General features: G+C 43.3%; 14 protein-coding genes and 1 pseudogene. 9 read left to right on the forward strand and 6 right to left on the reverse strand.

Annotated elements, in window-relative coordinates:
• Nucleotides 1-14 precede the first annotated feature (14 nt).
• The 4 genes and pseudogenes from ACRQ5D_RS14150 to ACRQ5D_RS14165 all read left to right on the forward strand — a co-directional run bounded on the left by ACRQ5D_RS14150 (nt 15) and on the right by ACRQ5D_RS14165 (nt 4,157).
• Nucleotides 15-1,091, forward strand: a complete 1,077-nt coding sequence (locus tag ACRQ5D_RS14150; protein ID WP_432329279.1) for a single-stranded-DNA-specific exonuclease RecJ — start codon at nt 15-17, stop codon at nt 1,089-1,091.
• A 64-nt stretch (nt 1,092-1,155) separates the two neighbouring features.
• Nucleotides 1,156-1,896 carry an LPS export ABC transporter ATP-binding protein gene (gene lptB / locus ACRQ5D_RS14155; RefSeq protein WP_091172299.1) on the forward strand — a complete coding sequence of 247 codons (741 nt, stop codon included), beginning with the start codon at nt 1,156-1,158 and terminating at the stop codon, nt 1,894-1,896.
• A 7-nt stretch (nt 1,897-1,903) separates the two neighbouring features.
• Nucleotides 1,904-3,446 (forward strand): annotated as a pseudogene (locus ACRQ5D_RS14160) (GH3 auxin-responsive promoter family protein).
• Nucleotides 3,447-3,629: 183 nt separating this feature from the next.
• A complete protein-coding gene (locus tag ACRQ5D_RS14165; protein WP_091172143.1) occupies nt 3,630-4,157 on the forward strand; it encodes an REP-associated tyrosine transposase in 528 nt (175 codons plus the stop codon).
• A 162-nt stretch (nt 4,158-4,319) separates the two neighbouring features.
• Here the strand turns inward: ACRQ5D_RS14165 and folP are convergent, their stop codons facing one another.
• Nucleotides 4,320-5,174 (reverse strand): dihydropteroate synthase, encoded by an 855-nt coding sequence (gene folP, locus ACRQ5D_RS14170; RefSeq protein ID WP_091172145.1) that lies wholly within the window; start codon nt 5,172-5,174, stop codon nt 4,320-4,322.
• A 177-nt stretch (nt 5,175-5,351) separates the two neighbouring features.
• On the opposite strand from folP, the gene ACRQ5D_RS14175 reads away from it, so the two are divergent.
• Genes ACRQ5D_RS14175 through ACRQ5D_RS14195 form a run of 5 tightly spaced genes read left to right on the forward strand, consistent with a single transcriptional unit; the run spans nt 5,352 to nt 8,594 of the window.
• Nucleotides 5,352-5,843 carry a DUF1599 domain-containing protein gene (locus ACRQ5D_RS14175; protein ID WP_090534301.1) on the forward strand — a complete coding sequence of 164 codons (492 nt, stop codon included), beginning with the start codon at nt 5,352-5,354 and terminating at the stop codon, nt 5,841-5,843.
• A gap of 5 nt (nt 5,844-5,848) precedes the next feature.
• On the forward strand, nt 5,849-7,012 hold the full coding sequence (locus ACRQ5D_RS14180) for a BT_3928 family protein (protein WP_431199848.1): 1,164 nt from the start codon (nt 5,849-5,851) through the stop codon (nt 7,010-7,012).
• Between the two features lie 4 nt (nt 7,013-7,016).
• Nucleotides 7,017-7,589 carry a hypothetical protein gene (locus ACRQ5D_RS14185; RefSeq protein WP_432329282.1) on the forward strand — a complete coding sequence of 191 codons (573 nt, stop codon included), beginning with the start codon at nt 7,017-7,019 and terminating at the stop codon, nt 7,587-7,589.
• Nucleotides 7,583-8,074 (forward strand): ABC transporter permease, encoded by a 492-nt coding sequence (locus tag ACRQ5D_RS14190; RefSeq protein WP_432329284.1) that lies wholly within the window; start codon nt 7,583-7,585, stop codon nt 8,072-8,074. The genes ACRQ5D_RS14185 and ACRQ5D_RS14190 overlap by 7 nt, the downstream gene beginning before the upstream one ends.
• 10 nt (nt 8,075-8,084) lie before the next feature.
• Nucleotides 8,085-8,594, forward strand: a complete 510-nt coding sequence (locus tag ACRQ5D_RS14195) for a shikimate kinase (RefSeq protein WP_091172152.1) — start codon at nt 8,085-8,087, stop codon at nt 8,592-8,594.
• A 284-nt stretch (nt 8,595-8,878) separates the two neighbouring features.
• Here ACRQ5D_RS14195 and ACRQ5D_RS14200 read toward each other — a convergent pair whose 3' ends face one another.
• The 5 genes from ACRQ5D_RS14200 to creD all read right to left on the reverse strand — a co-directional run bounded on the left by ACRQ5D_RS14200 (nt 8,879) and on the right by creD (nt 13,388).
• Nucleotides 8,879-9,115: a hypothetical protein gene (locus ACRQ5D_RS14200; RefSeq protein WP_091172156.1), complete on the reverse strand. Its 237-nt coding sequence runs from the start codon at nt 9,113-9,115 to the stop codon at nt 8,879-8,881.
• Between the two features lie 30 nt (nt 9,116-9,145).
• Nucleotides 9,146-9,658, reverse strand: coding sequence for a phosphoribosyltransferase family protein (locus ACRQ5D_RS14205; protein ID WP_091172302.1), 513 nt, complete (start codon nt 9,656-9,658; stop codon nt 9,146-9,148).
• Nucleotides 9,659-9,789: 131 nt separating this feature from the next.
• Nucleotides 9,790-10,185, reverse strand: coding sequence for a hypothetical protein (locus ACRQ5D_RS14210; RefSeq protein ID WP_091172158.1), 396 nt, complete (start codon nt 10,183-10,185; stop codon nt 9,790-9,792).
• A gap of 124 nt (nt 10,186-10,309) precedes the next feature.
• Nucleotides 10,310-11,719: a 23S rRNA (uracil(1939)-C(5))-methyltransferase RlmD gene (rlmD, locus tag ACRQ5D_RS14215; protein WP_091172160.1), complete on the reverse strand. Its 1,410-nt coding sequence runs from the start codon at nt 11,717-11,719 to the stop codon at nt 10,310-10,312.
• Between the two features lie 334 nt (nt 11,720-12,053).
• On the reverse strand, nt 12,054-13,388 hold the full coding sequence (gene creD / locus ACRQ5D_RS14220; RefSeq protein WP_091172162.1) for a cell envelope integrity protein CreD: 1,335 nt from the start codon (nt 13,386-13,388) through the stop codon (nt 12,054-12,056).
• Between the last annotated feature and the right edge of the window lie 76 nt (nt 13,389-13,464).

Genomic DNA, 13,464 nt, shown 5'->3' on the forward strand with positions numbered 1-13,464 from the left:
GCTATCTCGACCTGGTGGTGATCAGCATCTCCTGTGATATTGTTCATATCACCGGAGAGAATAGGGTGCTGGCTCATTTCGGCCTGCAAAAAATAAATACTGACCCATGTATAGGCGTTAAAGCCTTGATGGAGATAGCGGGCAAGACAGGGACATATACTATATCAGATGTAGTATTTTCGCTGGGCCCGCGGATTAATGCGGCGGGCAGGATAGATGACGCCAAACATGCCGTTGAATTACTGATAGCAACGGATAAAGAGGTTGCCAAAGAAAAAAGCGCCATGATCAATGTGCGCAATACCGAACGCAAGGGGCATGATCTTACCATTACCGACGAAGCGCTTGGCATGATAGAAAATGACGAGGTGTTGATTGCCCGTAAATCGACGGTGGTTTTTAATGAAGATTGGCATAAAGGGGTAATAGGTATTGTGGCGTCGCGACTTACTGAAAAATACTACCGACCAACCATTGTGCTTACCCGTTCAAATGGGCATGTAGCCGGGTCGGCACGTTCGGTTTTAGGATATGATCTGTACGAAGCGCTTTGTGGCTGCAAAGATCTGCTGATCCAGTTTGGAGGGCATAAGTATGCGGCCGGCCTTACCATGGCCCCCGAAAACCTTGAAGCTTTTATTGAAAGGTTTGAGGAGGTGGTAAGCTCTACCATAAAACCCGAACAATTGATCCAGCAAATACAAATTGACGCCGAATTACGTTTAAGCCAGATAGAACCAAAATTTTTCAGGATCCTGAGCCAATTTGCTCCTTTCGGGCCCGAAAATATGGCGCCGGTTTTCATAAGTAAAAATGTGTATGTTAGTGGTAACGCCGGTTTGGTTGGCGGCTCGCACATTAAAATGAGCGTAATGCAGGAAGGATCGGCAGTATTTGATTGCATAGCCTTTAACCACGGCCAGTACCTGGAACAATTAAGGCCGGGTGTTCCGTTCGAAATGTGCTATTCGATAGAAGAAAATGTTTGGCGCGAAAGAAGAACGATACAGTTGAATGTGAAGGGGATAAGGTTTAACCCCTCTAAATCTCCCCCAAAGGGGGAGACTTTTAAATTAAAGCCCTCTCCTTAGGAGAGGGTTGGGTGAGGTAATCAGGGTAATCCATGAATCCCGGAAATCATGGTTCAGACAAAAAATGATACTAAGAGCAGATAATTTAGTTAAGAAATACAAGCAGCGTACCGTTGTTAACGACGTGTCTTTTGATGTGGCACAAGGTGAAATTGTTGGCTTACTTGGGCCTAATGGCGCAGGTAAAACCACATCATTTTATATGATAGTAGGTTTGATAAAACCTAATGAAGGTACTATTCACCTGGATAATCAGGACATAACGCAAGATCCGATGTACCGCCGTGCCCAAAAAGGGATAGGCTACCTGGCGCAGGAAGCCTCGGTATTCAGGAAGCTTTCGGTTGAGGATAATATTAAGGCGGTGCTTGAAATGGGCGATATGTCTAAAGAAAAGCAAAAAGATAAGCTGGAAGAGCTGATCGATGAGTTTAGCTTGCACAAAGTGCGTAAAAACCGGGGCGACCTGTTATCGGGCGGTGAGCGCCGTCGCACAGAAATTGCCCGCGCGCTTGCTGCCGAGCCAAACTTTATCCTGTTGGATGAGCCTTTTGCAGGGGTTGACCCGATTGCGGTAGAGGAGATCCAGGCGATGGTGGCCAAACTGCGTACCCGCAACATCGGTATATTAATAACCGACCACAACGTGCAGGAAACGCTATCGATCACCGACCGCGCATACCTGCTTTTTGAAGGTAAAATATTAGAATCAGGCGTGCCCGAGGTATTGGCTGAGAATGAAATGGTGAGGAAAGTGTATCTTGGGGCAAACTTTGTGCTTAAAAGAAAGGTTTTTCCTCAATAATAACCCTATGACCCTCTTTAACTCCGTATTTACCTGGTTCATGAAAAAGCGTATCCACCAGATAGAGCTTTTTATGAAGTACCCTAATGAAGTGCAGGAAGAATGGTTTGAGCAACTTGTATCGGTTGCTGAAAACACGGAGTGGGGCAAAAAACACCATTATAAAAGTATCGAAAATCTGGGCCAGTTTAAGGAGCGCGTCCTCATACAAAATTACGATACGTTAAAGCCTTACATTGAGCGGATGCTTAAAGGCGAAAAAAATGTGCTGTGGCCTTCAGAGATCCGCTGGTTTGCGAAATCATCGGGTACTACCAGCGACAGGAGCAAATTTATCCCGGTAAGTGAAGAAGCGTTGGAAGAATGCCACTTTAAAGGTGGCAAGGACCTGCTCACCATTTATTTCAATAATCAGCCTAACGCCCGTATGTTTACGGGGAAAATCCTGACGCTCGGGGGCAGTCACCAGATCAGTCAGCTAAGTCCGGATACTTCCTTTGGAGATCTTTCGGCGGTGATCATGAAAAACCTGCCCATGTGGGCCGAGTTTCACCGTACACCGCATTTAGACATTGCCCTGCTCGAAAATTTTGAGGAAAAGATTGAGAAGATAGCCCATGCTACTAAGGATGTTAATGTTACCAGTATCAGCGGCGTACCCACCTGGAACCTGGTGTTGTTTAAACGCATCCTGGAGATCACCGGCAAAAATAACCTGCTTGAAATTTGGCCCAACCTGGAAATGTATTTCCATGGCGCGGTGAATTTTACACCTTACCGCGAGCAGTTTAAAAAGCTTATCCCTCATGAGGATATGTATTACCTCGAAAATTATAACGCTTCCGAAGGCTTCTTTGGCATACAAGATACCAAAGAGCCCGGCGATATGCTGCTGATGCTTGATTACGGTGTTTTTTACGAGTTTTTACCCATCGAAAACCTTCACGATGAAAACCCTGAAACACTTACTCTTGATGAGGTGGAACTAAACAAAAACTACGCGCTCATCATATCAACCAATGCGGGCCTGTGGCGCTACATGATAGGGGATACCATTAAGTTTTCGTCGCTTTCGCCATTCAGGATCCAGATCACGGGTCGTACCAAACATTTTATCAATGCCTTTGGCGAGGAGGTAATCATTGACAATGCCGAACGTGCATTGGACGAAGCCTGCTCGCAAACAGGCGCCATTATCAGGGAATACACCGCAGCTCCCGTATATTTTAACGGCAATGAATGCGGTGCCCATGAGTGGATTATTGAATTTGAAAAGAAACCGGCCGAGTTTGAGCGTTTTGTTGACCTGTTGGATGAAACCCTGCGCCGCATCAACTCCGACTATGACGCCAAACGTTTTAAAGACCTTGCCCTTCGCCGCCCGATAGTCTCGTCGCGCACCTGATGGTACTTTCTTTAACTGGATGAGGGAAAAAGGAAAATTAGGCGGCCAGCATAAGGTACCACGCCTGGCTAATGACCGGGAATATGTTGATGCTATTTTGAAAACGATGGAAGGGGCTTTTCAGAATCAGGACTTTAAGAATTAAGAAGCAAAAAGAAAAAGGTTAACGCAGGCCGGAGGCCTGGGAATAGTTACCACTCGGCTGGAGCCGAGCGGTGGCGGGAAAATAGAAATAAAATAAATAAACAAACACGCTGACGCTCGGCTCCAGCCGAGTGTCGACTATCAAGCGGCCTCCCGGCCGCCGTAGCGCAAATAAGCCTAAATCATGTCAGAATTCAGAAAAGCCAATACAGATCGCCCGTTTTTTGTAACCCTCACGGTAGTTGGCTGGATAGATGTTTTCACCCGGTCTGAATATTGCGAAGAGTTTTTAAATAACCTGGAATTTTGCAGAAAAAACAAGGGCTTAAAGGTGTATGCTTATTGTATAATGGTTAGCCATATTCATCTCATAGTTGAATCTGAGGAAGCAAAACTTCCGCAAATTATAAGAGACCTCAAAAGTTATACAGCTAAGCGTATTATAGCATTGATAACTGATAGCCATACGGAAAGCAGAAAAGAATGGCTGCATTATATGTTCAGATATTATGCAAATGCTACTCAGCAAAATAGTGAATATCAGTTTTGGCAAAAGACAACGCATCCTACCGAGCTGATAACAGTAAAAGTGTTTGATCAGAAGGCAGATTATATTCACAATAATCCTGTTGAAGCTATGATTGTGAACGATCCTGTAGCTTATGTGTATAGTAGCGCTAACCCTGATTCTGTGTTTAAGGTTGACGAGTAGCAGTTAATTGTTTGGGCTGCGGCGGCCGGGAGGCCGCGAAATAGTCGACACTCGGCAGGAGCCGAGCGTCAGCGTTAAGTTGATAAAAAATTAAAATAAAAAGGCCGGCGCTCGGCTCTCGCCGAGTGCCAAACTATCAAGCGGCCTCCCGGCCGCCGAATTTTAACTTTTACAAGCCTCCCAAATCTTCACCGCCTCCACGGCCTCTTTCACATCATGTACCCTCAAAATATTGGTACCTTTCGTCAATGCAATAGTATTTAAAGCTGTAGTACCATTCAACGCCTCTTTCGCCGTATTCCCCAATAAACCGTAGATCATCCTTTTACGGGAGATACCAGTAAGCACAGGTAAACCCAACATATTAAACTCATTCATCCGGCTCATCAGTTCATAACTATGCTCCGCTTTTTTAGCAAAGCCGAAACCTGGGTCAAGGATCACATCATGTACCCCAAGGCGTTTTAATTCGCTGTATTTCGAGATAAAATAATCAAACACCTCACCAAATACATCGTCATATTCGGCCAGTTGGTTCATGGTTTGCGGAGTGCCTTTCATATGCATCAAGATATAAGGCACCTGCAGGCGGGCAACAGTAGCAAACATATCACCATCAAGCATGCCGCCTGATATATCATTGATAATATGTGCGCCGCCTTTTACAGCCGCTTCGGCAACCTTTGCCCGGAAGGTATCTATCGACATAATAGCCTCCGGGAATTGGGCAGCAATAGCTTCAACAACAGGCAATAACCTGTCCGTTTCTTCCTGAACCGAAATATCAACCGCTCCGGGGCGTGATGAATACGCGCCAATGTCTAAAAACGTTGCACCATCAGCGAGCATTTTTTGCGCCTGAAATAGGGCTTCATCAACGCCGGGTTTGCGGCTATCGGCAAAAAAGGAGTCGGGTGTGATATTGATAATGCCCATCACTTTTGGCGATGAAAGATCAATCAATCGGCCCCCGGCATTAAGTGTAACTTTTTTACGGAAAAATGTATTTTTAGTCACGGTTAGTTAAGTGTTGCAAAGTTATAATACGGCAAAGTTAACTAACTTTACAGGCGCAGGCTTCAAAACCTCCCAACATTTAAGCTTTACAACATTACAACAAACAAAACACATCATCTTTTGACTAATACAGCAGCAGAATACGAAGGCGTAATTAATATATGTAAAGGCCTTTTCATGAAAAAGACCCGCGACTACGGCACCGCATGGCGTATCCTCCGTCCGCAATCCATTACCGATCAGATTTTTATCAAGGCCCAGCGCATCCGCACTTTAGAAGAGAAGAAAATTTCAAAAGTGGGCGATGATATCACCGGCGAATACATCGGCATTGTTAACTATTGTGTGATAGCCATGATGCAGCTGGAATGCGGCCCCGAAATGTCGACCGAGCTTAACCCTGATCATGTGAGCCAGATGTTTGACGAGAAGGTGAATGAAACCAAAGAACTGATGTTTGCCAAAAATCATGATTACGGCGAAGCATGGCGCGATATGCGCATCAGTTCATTGACAGATCTGATACTGATGAAACTGCTCCGCGTAAAACAGATAGAAGATAATCAAGGCCTTACAGAAGCTTCAGAAGGTGTAAAAGCCAACTACCAGGATATGCTGAACTATGCCGTTTTCGCGCTGATCAAGCTTAATATACATCTGGGCAAATAAAGCTTATGAAAAATACATCATCAAATAGCGCTGTAATATGGATCCCACGCTTATTGGTGGGCTTGTTGTTTATATTTTCGGGAGCGATTAAAGCCAATGATCCGCTGGGCTTTTCGTATAAGCTGGTTGAGTATTTTGAGGTTTTTCATATAACTTTCCTCAATGGGCTTGCGCTTACGATGGCTATTGTGTTATGCGCGCTTGAAATGTTGCTGGGTTTCGCCTTGCTCATTGGTGCCCGCGCTGTTAAGGTTGCCTGGGGATTGTTATTACTGATCATCTTTTTTGGCTTTTTAACTTTTTACTCGGCCTTTTTTAAAGTGGTGCAAACCTGCGGCTGCTTTGGCGATGCTATTCCCTTAACACCATGGCAGTCCTTCAGTAAGGATATGGTTTTGCTGGCTTTGGTGCTGGTATTGTTTGTAAAGCGCAAAGAAATTAAGCCATTATTTAGCGCGAAGGTTGGCGATAAGTGGCTGATCTGCGCTGCCGTAGTTTCGGTTGGCTTCGGCGTATACACCTACAACTTTTCGCCGGTCATTGATTTTTTGCCATACAAAATAGGTGCTAACCTGCCCGATGAAATGAAGATTCCGCCTGGTGCACCTCTTGACGAGTTTGAACTTACCTATCACCTCAAAAACAAAAAGACTGGCGCTACCAGGGTGATGAACGATAAGGAATACCTTAAAAGTAATATCTGGAAGGACGCCAGTTGGGAAGTTGTTGGTGACCCGGAAAACCGCCTGGTAAAAAAGGGATATGAGCCTAAAATTCGTGACCTTGCTATCCAGGATGAACAGCGGAACGATTATACCAAAGAATTACTTTCGAGCCCTTTTTATAGCCTGTTCATTGTAGCCTATGATTTGAGCGAAACAGATAAAGATGCGATCAATCGCTTAAACGCATTGGCCATTAATTTGACTGATAATTATAATATCCGTACCGTACTGCTCACCTCAAATTCCGCAGCCGATGCCAAAGCGTTTGCCAAAGAGCATAAACTGATCAGCGAAATCTTTTATGCAGACGGTGTTCCGCTGAAATCAATGGTGCGTTCCAATCCGGGCGTTTTGTTAATTAAGAATGGCACCGTTATTAATAAGTGGCATTATCATTCGGTGCCTAAATACGAAGACATAGTAAAGGAATACTTGCAGAAATAACAAAATGATCCCCTACCTGCTCCGCAAATTAATGTACGGGCTGGCAGTAATGCTGGGGGTAGTGTTTGTTGTTTTTTTCCTGTTCAATATTTTACCTGTAGACCCTGCCCGTATGACCCAGGGGCAGCGTGCCGACGTACAATCGCTTCAGGCCGTACGCAAAGAGTTTGGGCTGGATAAACCAGTCCCGGTGCAATTCGCCTATTATCTGAATGATCTTTCCCCATTAGGGATCCATCTTAATACGGCTGACGAGCAACAGCGCTACGGCTATGTAAAACTATTCCCGGTGAGCAAAAGCAAAGTGCTGGCGTTGAAATGGCCTTATTTAAGGCGTTCATACCAAACCCGTAAAGATGTAGCTTCATTATTGATGGAAGTAATCCCGAATACACTGGTGCTTGCCGCGGCTGCTATGATCTTCGCTATCATTATCGGTGTTTTTTTGGGCGTGGCAAGCGCGGTTAATAAAGATACCTGGATTGATAAACTGGCTATTAGTTTTTCAACACTGGGCATTTCTGCCCCTTCTTTTTTGCCGGGATTATCATTGCCTGGATCTTTGGTTTTGTGCTAAGTAATTACACGCATTTAAATATGTCGGGCAGTTTATATAGCTATGATCCTTTTAAAGGGGAGGTGATTACGCTGAAAAATCTGGTACTGCCGGTAATTACTTTGGGTTTGCGCCCATTGGCTATTATTGTGCAGCTTACCCGTAATGCGATGCTTGATGTTTTGGGGCAGGATTACATCCGAACTGCCAAAGCGAAAGGATTAAGTAACCGGACGATTATTTACCGTCATGCACTTAAAAATGCCATGAACCCGGTAATTACCGCCATTGCCAACTGGTTTGCGTCGCTTTTGGCAGGTTCGTTTTTTGTGGAATACATTTTTGGTTATAACGGATTAGGTAAAGCTACTGTTGATGCTTTGGAAATGTCGGATTTTCCGGTGGTGATGGGCTCTATATTGTTTATCGCGTTTATATTTGTAGTGATCAGTATCCTGGTGGATGTTATCTATGTTTGGATTGACCCTCGGGTAAAATTAAGCTGAAGAAATTTTTATGAAATATTTTATTGTGGGCTTTATGGGGTGTGGCAAAACAACCTGGAGCCGCAAACTGGCCGCCAAATGGGGCTATGAATTTATTGATCTTGACCATGTGCTCGAAGCCAAAGCAGGCATGAGCATAGCCGAATATTTTTCCTCATTTGGTGAAGATGCATTCCGTAAGCTGGAATCGCAGGTATTGAAAGAAACTGAATATGCCGAAAATACGGTGGTATCAACCGGTGGAGGATTGCCCTGTTTTTTTGATAACATGGATTGGATGAATGCCAACGGTAAAACCCTCTACATAAAACTATCTCCCAAAACCTTGGCCGACAGGCTGGAGAACAGCAAAACAATACGTCCGGTATTGCAAGGGAAAAAAGGTGATGAACTGATTGAATTTATAACAGGCAAACTGGCCGAACGCGAAGGCTTTTATCTGCAGGCAACAAATATTGTTGAAGGGATTGATATGTCGGTTGAGAAGCTGGAAGAGGCGTTGGGGGTTACGGCCACTTAGAAGTACTAATCCTATTATCCAATATTGCCACAATAGAAATTTTGTACTTGCTTGTGGTATAGAAAACAGAGAGCTGTTTACTTAAAACAGCTCTGTGCACCTTTTTATTAATTGAACTTTTAGGATATAATTCTGGAAAAGTTAGAATTACGCTTTCAAAAATCTCAAGGAGATGAAAAAATTTGTCAACTTCCCGTTGAGTGAATTTATATAATAGGTAATTTTTGATGGCCTCTGCATCTGATATTGAGCGATTCGTATAGTTGATACGGACTAACTGGTCTTTACCCATTTTTTAATCTATTCCAAAACTCTGCGGAGGAAATAGTTCTTCCCTGTTCAGCATCATCAACACCTTCATTTATATGCGTTCTTTGTGCCTCAGACAAATTTTCCCACCAATCCCCCTCAGATTTTGAACTCCTTATACTATCCAAAAAGGCAAGCAGATTTGAGTCAGAAAGCTGCTCAATCCATGCAATCAGGTTTGATTTGGTTTGTTTTATTTCAGCTATTGACATGTTTTTAGATTATAAACAAATTTAATAATCTTACCTCAAATAAACCGCATCCTCTTCGCCATCTTCTTCATCAAGCACTACATCAACATGTTCTTTAATAACGGTTGAAAGGGCCACACCGGCAAAATCCGTAGTGATAGGGAAGCTTTTATGATTACGGTCAACCAATACCGCGGTACGAAGTTTCTTGAGCGGAACATCTAAAAACACACCAAAGCCATAAGCAAGGGTTTTACCGCTGTTTAGTACATCATCAACCAGTATCACTACTTTATTGCTGCATTCCTCAACCTCAAAATCAATATTAGCGCTCAGGCTGCTGCTTTGTTTTTCGAGCTCGATGGTGATGATACGGCTTTTGAAAGGCGCAATACCGTCAAGTATGGTTTTCAGGCGTTCGGCAATGTGGTTACCGCGTGGCAGAATACCGGCTATCAGTATTTCATTCTCGTCAAAATTATCCTCCAGTATCTGGTAGGCCATCCTGTCGAGCTTTTGCTGGATCTGTTGCTTATTTAGTATGAGAAGCTTTTTTTCAGGCATTTTTATCAGCATTATTTATTGCTCTTTTTAAAGGAGCTTTTATGCGGAAGCAGGATTTAACTAAAATAGTCCATTCCATATTGCGTCTTCGGGAGAAGGGGCCGCACGTCTCAAATTTATATAAATAAAACTTACTTAGCGTAAGGGAAAAACACAAAGTTTGCGCCTTCGGGAACCACTACAAATACGCACATAAATTGGTACGGATCTTTGTAGCTGTTAATAAAGCGTTCTTTCAGTACAGGCTTTATAACGTCTCGTTCTACAAATTCTTCCAATGTAGAAGCATGAATGCTCCATTCCGAGTTTAAATCATGACGATCAAGGATTAATTCGCCTAAACTAAGTTCGTGCTGATGAGCTATAAAAATAGGGTAGGAAGAAAGACCTTCGTTCATGATCTCCTCAGATACCTCTTTAATTGACTCGTTAAAATATTTTAGGTCGCGCTCCAAACTTATCAGTGGACTATCGGCCGCCGGTTTGTTGCGTTCATTTCCTTCGTTAAGCAGTTCTTCAGGGTTCATGACCGTTGATTTTTTTGATTACGCTGATTACGCTGATTTCGTTGATTTTTTTAGGGGATTACACCGGTTTTTTGATTAAGATTCAATTATCCGCAAGCCGATAACTATGAACCTCAACCATGAACTATATGCTTCTCAAAACAAGCAACACCACGTTCTCTACGTGCTGGGTATGCGGAAACATATCTACCGGCTGAATTTTAACCGTATCATATTTTTCTTTTAGCACCAGCAAGTCACGGGCCTGGGTGGCGGCATTGCAGCTTACATAAACAATTTTAGGGGCTTCAATTTCCATTAAGCGGGCTACTACATCAGGGTGCATGCCTGCACGTGGTGGGTCGGTAATGATCACATCCGGTTTGCCATGCTCAGCTACGAAATCGGCCACCAATACATCTTTCATATCACCCGCATAAAACTTGGTGTTGGTGATATTGTTAATGGCCGAATTTACCTTAGCATCTTCAATAGCAGTTGGTACATACTCAACACCAACAACTTCACGCACGTGACCGGCAACAAAGTTGGCAATGGTGCCGGCGCCCGTGTAAAGGTCATAAACCAGTTCATCGCCTTTAAAACCCGCAAAATCGCGGGTTATTTCATACAGACGGAGTGCCTGTACAGAGTTGGTCTGGTAAAATGACTTAGGCCCTATACGGAACTTGATGCCATTCATTTCCTCGTGGATATATTCGGGGCCTTTAAAGGCTACAACATCCTGGTCAAAAATAGTATCGTTCTTTTTCTGATTTACGATATATAACAATGAAGTTATTTCCGGGAAACGAGCGTCAATATGGCTCATCAGGTTATCGATCTCGCTTTGTTCCGCGTAAGCGAAAACCACAATAACCATGATCTCACCGGTTGATGAGGTGCGTACAACCAAATTGCGGAGCATACCGCTGTGATTACGCAGATCGTAATACGTATAACCCTGTTGAATGGTAAAATCACGGATCTCGTTACGCAGACTGTTGGAGGGCTCGGCCTGCAGATAGCAATGGTTTACATCTAATATTTTATCAAATCTGCCTGGAATGTGGAAACCGAGGGCATTCATATTCAGTGTGCCATCTTCTTTGTTTTCGCCGTCGTAAAGCCAGCGTTTGTTGGAGAATGTAAATTCAAGTTTGTTGCGGTAATACCTGTCGGCAGGAGATGGGACGATAGGCATTATGCCATCAACGTTGATCTTGGCCAGGCGACTTAAAGCATCGCCAACCGATTTTTGTTTGAATTTAAGCTGAGCCTCATAGGTCATGTGCTGCCATTTGCAGCCACCACAGGTGCCAAAGTGCTCACAGAAAGGAGTAGTGCGGTATTCAGAAGCTTGTTTTAATTCGGTGATCTTGCCTTCGCCGAAGTTTTTCTTACTCCGGTACACTTGTACATCGGCAATGTCGCCGGGTACGGCTTTATCTACGAAAAGAACAAAATCATCTGCCTTGCCTACACCTTTGCCTTCTTCGGCAATATCAATGATCTGTACGTTTTCAAAAAACTTTGGTTTGTTAGCTTTACTCATCAGGCTGCAAAGTTAACCCTATTTATTTAATCCTGAAAATGGGAGGAGAGGGACAAAAGAAAGCCGGTCGCCTTTAAAAGACGTTACGATCTTAAGCAGGATTTCTAAGCAAATAAACTTAGCAGATAGTTAACCATATTATCGTCAACGGTAATATCTTCTATCTCAAATTGCTCATCAATCAGGTCTGAAAGTTCTGTTAGTTCGCGGCTCATAAAATAAAAAATTACTATGCTAACATAGTAATTTTTAAACTAAAAACCAAATCGGTATAGGGTTTAATTTATAATCAACAAAGATTTCATAAATCTTTGTTGATTGGTATATGCAATGCTTAATTTTTATCCCAGTTTATCTTGCGCGAAAAGTACATCAACACCGCTATAATGATAAACAGCGCGATACTACCAACCATTAAGGCAAGATCTTCCAGTTGAATGATCACAAAGATGAAGGCATAAAAGACAGCCAAAATAAAGGCGAACAGTAACGCCGCCTTGCCGTTTTTGAGCAGGGATGATATAAATACGGATATAAGTGCTATGGTTGACACAGAAGCAATTAGATAAGCCATGTTGTAGCCAACCTGCTCTGAAAACGATAATAGCAACGTATAATAAATAACCATAGCCGCACCAATCAGTATGTAATTGAACATATGTATCGGTTGCTTGCGGATAACCTCGGTTAAAAACAAGGAGATAAAGGTGAGCAGGATAATGAATATCGCATACTTACTGGTACGCATGGTTTTCTGATACTGGTCAACCGGGAGACGGAGTTTTACCCCAAAGGTGGCATCTTTAAGTTTTTTGTCGTTATCCAACGTTTTTTCCTGACCGGTCCACTGTTGTGGGAATGGCCGGTTATAATACATCATACGCCAGCTGGCGCTAAAGCCGCTGGTATCAACTTTAGCGTCATCGGGGAGGAAATTGCCATCAAAGCTCGGGCTGCTCCAGTTGCTATTTACCCGCACATCGGTAGTTTTACCCATTTGTAAAAAGCTCAATCCTTCACTGCCTTTCAAATCAAGCGTGAAATCAAATGGAATTTCGTTATTGTTTATTGCTGAAAGATCAACACCGGCTTGCAAACCATTGCCAAATACGGATTCAAATGACGGTTCGGCGCCAAGTATGGGTTGAGTTGTTTTTATAACCGGGTTGCTTTTCAAACCTTTCAGGTCGCTCACACTAAATTCAAATCTTGCTTTGTTTAAAAGGAGCTGGTTTATATTTATACCGAGTGAGGAGAGATCAAGCCTGGCAAAATTACCGCTTACTTTTACCTGCGTATTGTATACCGCCACGTCAAAAATGCCCCGGTGCCTAAGCTGTGTTGTAAGGCCTGCCTTAATGTGAAGGTTGTCGGGCAAAATGTACAGGTTTTCTATAGGCGCCTGCTTAGCGGTGTCGGGCATATTTATTCCTTTTTTATAAGGGATAACCAATATTGGACCTTTAATGATCTGACTGGCCGACCAGCTATCTGATACCTCTTTGGCCGTTTCACCCTGTCTGGCTGCACGTTCGGTTACCAGGTTTTGGACGAAGGCTGATGGAATTAAGAGTAAAAGCGCCAATAGCCCGATAAAGATCAATTTAAATGTTGCCGACTCCCTGAGCCAGCCCAATGTTGTTTGTTTTGGTGATTGTTCCTCTATCATGATTGTTTAGATATAAAGTACTTTGTATTTCAAAGTGTATAATTAAAAAGAAGGGGCTCGTTGTTAAACCCAAGAC

Origin of the sequence: Mucilaginibacter sp. P25 (assembly GCF_050859465.1) — a bacterium.
GTDB lineage: Bacteria > Bacteroidota > Bacteroidia > Sphingobacteriales > Sphingobacteriaceae > Mucilaginibacter > Mucilaginibacter gossypii.

Excerpts from the sequence above, each read along its gene's own strand:
- lptB (WP_091172299.1), top strand. The coding sequence starts at position 1,156 with ATGATACTAAGAGCAGATAATTTAGTTAAGAAATACAAGCAGCGTACC.
- ACRQ5D_RS14165 (WP_091172143.1), top strand. The coding sequence starts at position 3,630 with ATGTCAGAATTCAGAAAAGCCAATACAGATCGCCCGTTTTTTGTAACC.
- ACRQ5D_RS14175 (WP_090534301.1), top strand. The coding sequence starts at position 5,352 with ATGAAAAAGACCCGCGACTACGGCACCGCATGGCGTATCCTCCGTCCG.
- ACRQ5D_RS14180 (WP_431199848.1), top strand. The coding sequence starts at position 5,849 with ATGAAAAATACATCATCAAATAGCGCTGTAATATGGATCCCACGCTTA.
- ACRQ5D_RS14185 (WP_432329282.1), top strand. The coding sequence starts at position 7,017 with ATGATCCCCTACCTGCTCCGCAAATTAATGTACGGGCTGGCAGTAATG.
- ACRQ5D_RS14195 (WP_091172152.1), top strand. The coding sequence starts at position 8,085 with ATGAAATATTTTATTGTGGGCTTTATGGGGTGTGGCAAAACAACCTGG.
- ACRQ5D_RS14200 (WP_091172156.1), bottom strand. The coding sequence starts at position 9,115 with ATGTCAATAGCTGAAATAAAACAAACCAAATCAAACCTGATTGCATGG.
- ACRQ5D_RS14205 (WP_091172302.1), bottom strand. The coding sequence starts at position 9,658 with ATGCCTGAAAAAAAGCTTCTCATACTAAATAAGCAACAGATCCAGCAA.
- ACRQ5D_RS14210 (WP_091172158.1), bottom strand. The coding sequence starts at position 10,185 with ATGAACCCTGAAGAACTGCTTAACGAAGGAAATGAACGCAACAAACCG.
- rlmD (WP_091172160.1), bottom strand. The coding sequence starts at position 11,719 with ATGAGTAAAGCTAACAAACCAAAGTTTTTTGAAAACGTACAGATCATT.
- creD (WP_091172162.1), bottom strand. The coding sequence starts at position 13,388 with ATGATAGAGGAACAATCACCAAAACAAACAACATTGGGCTGGCTCAGG.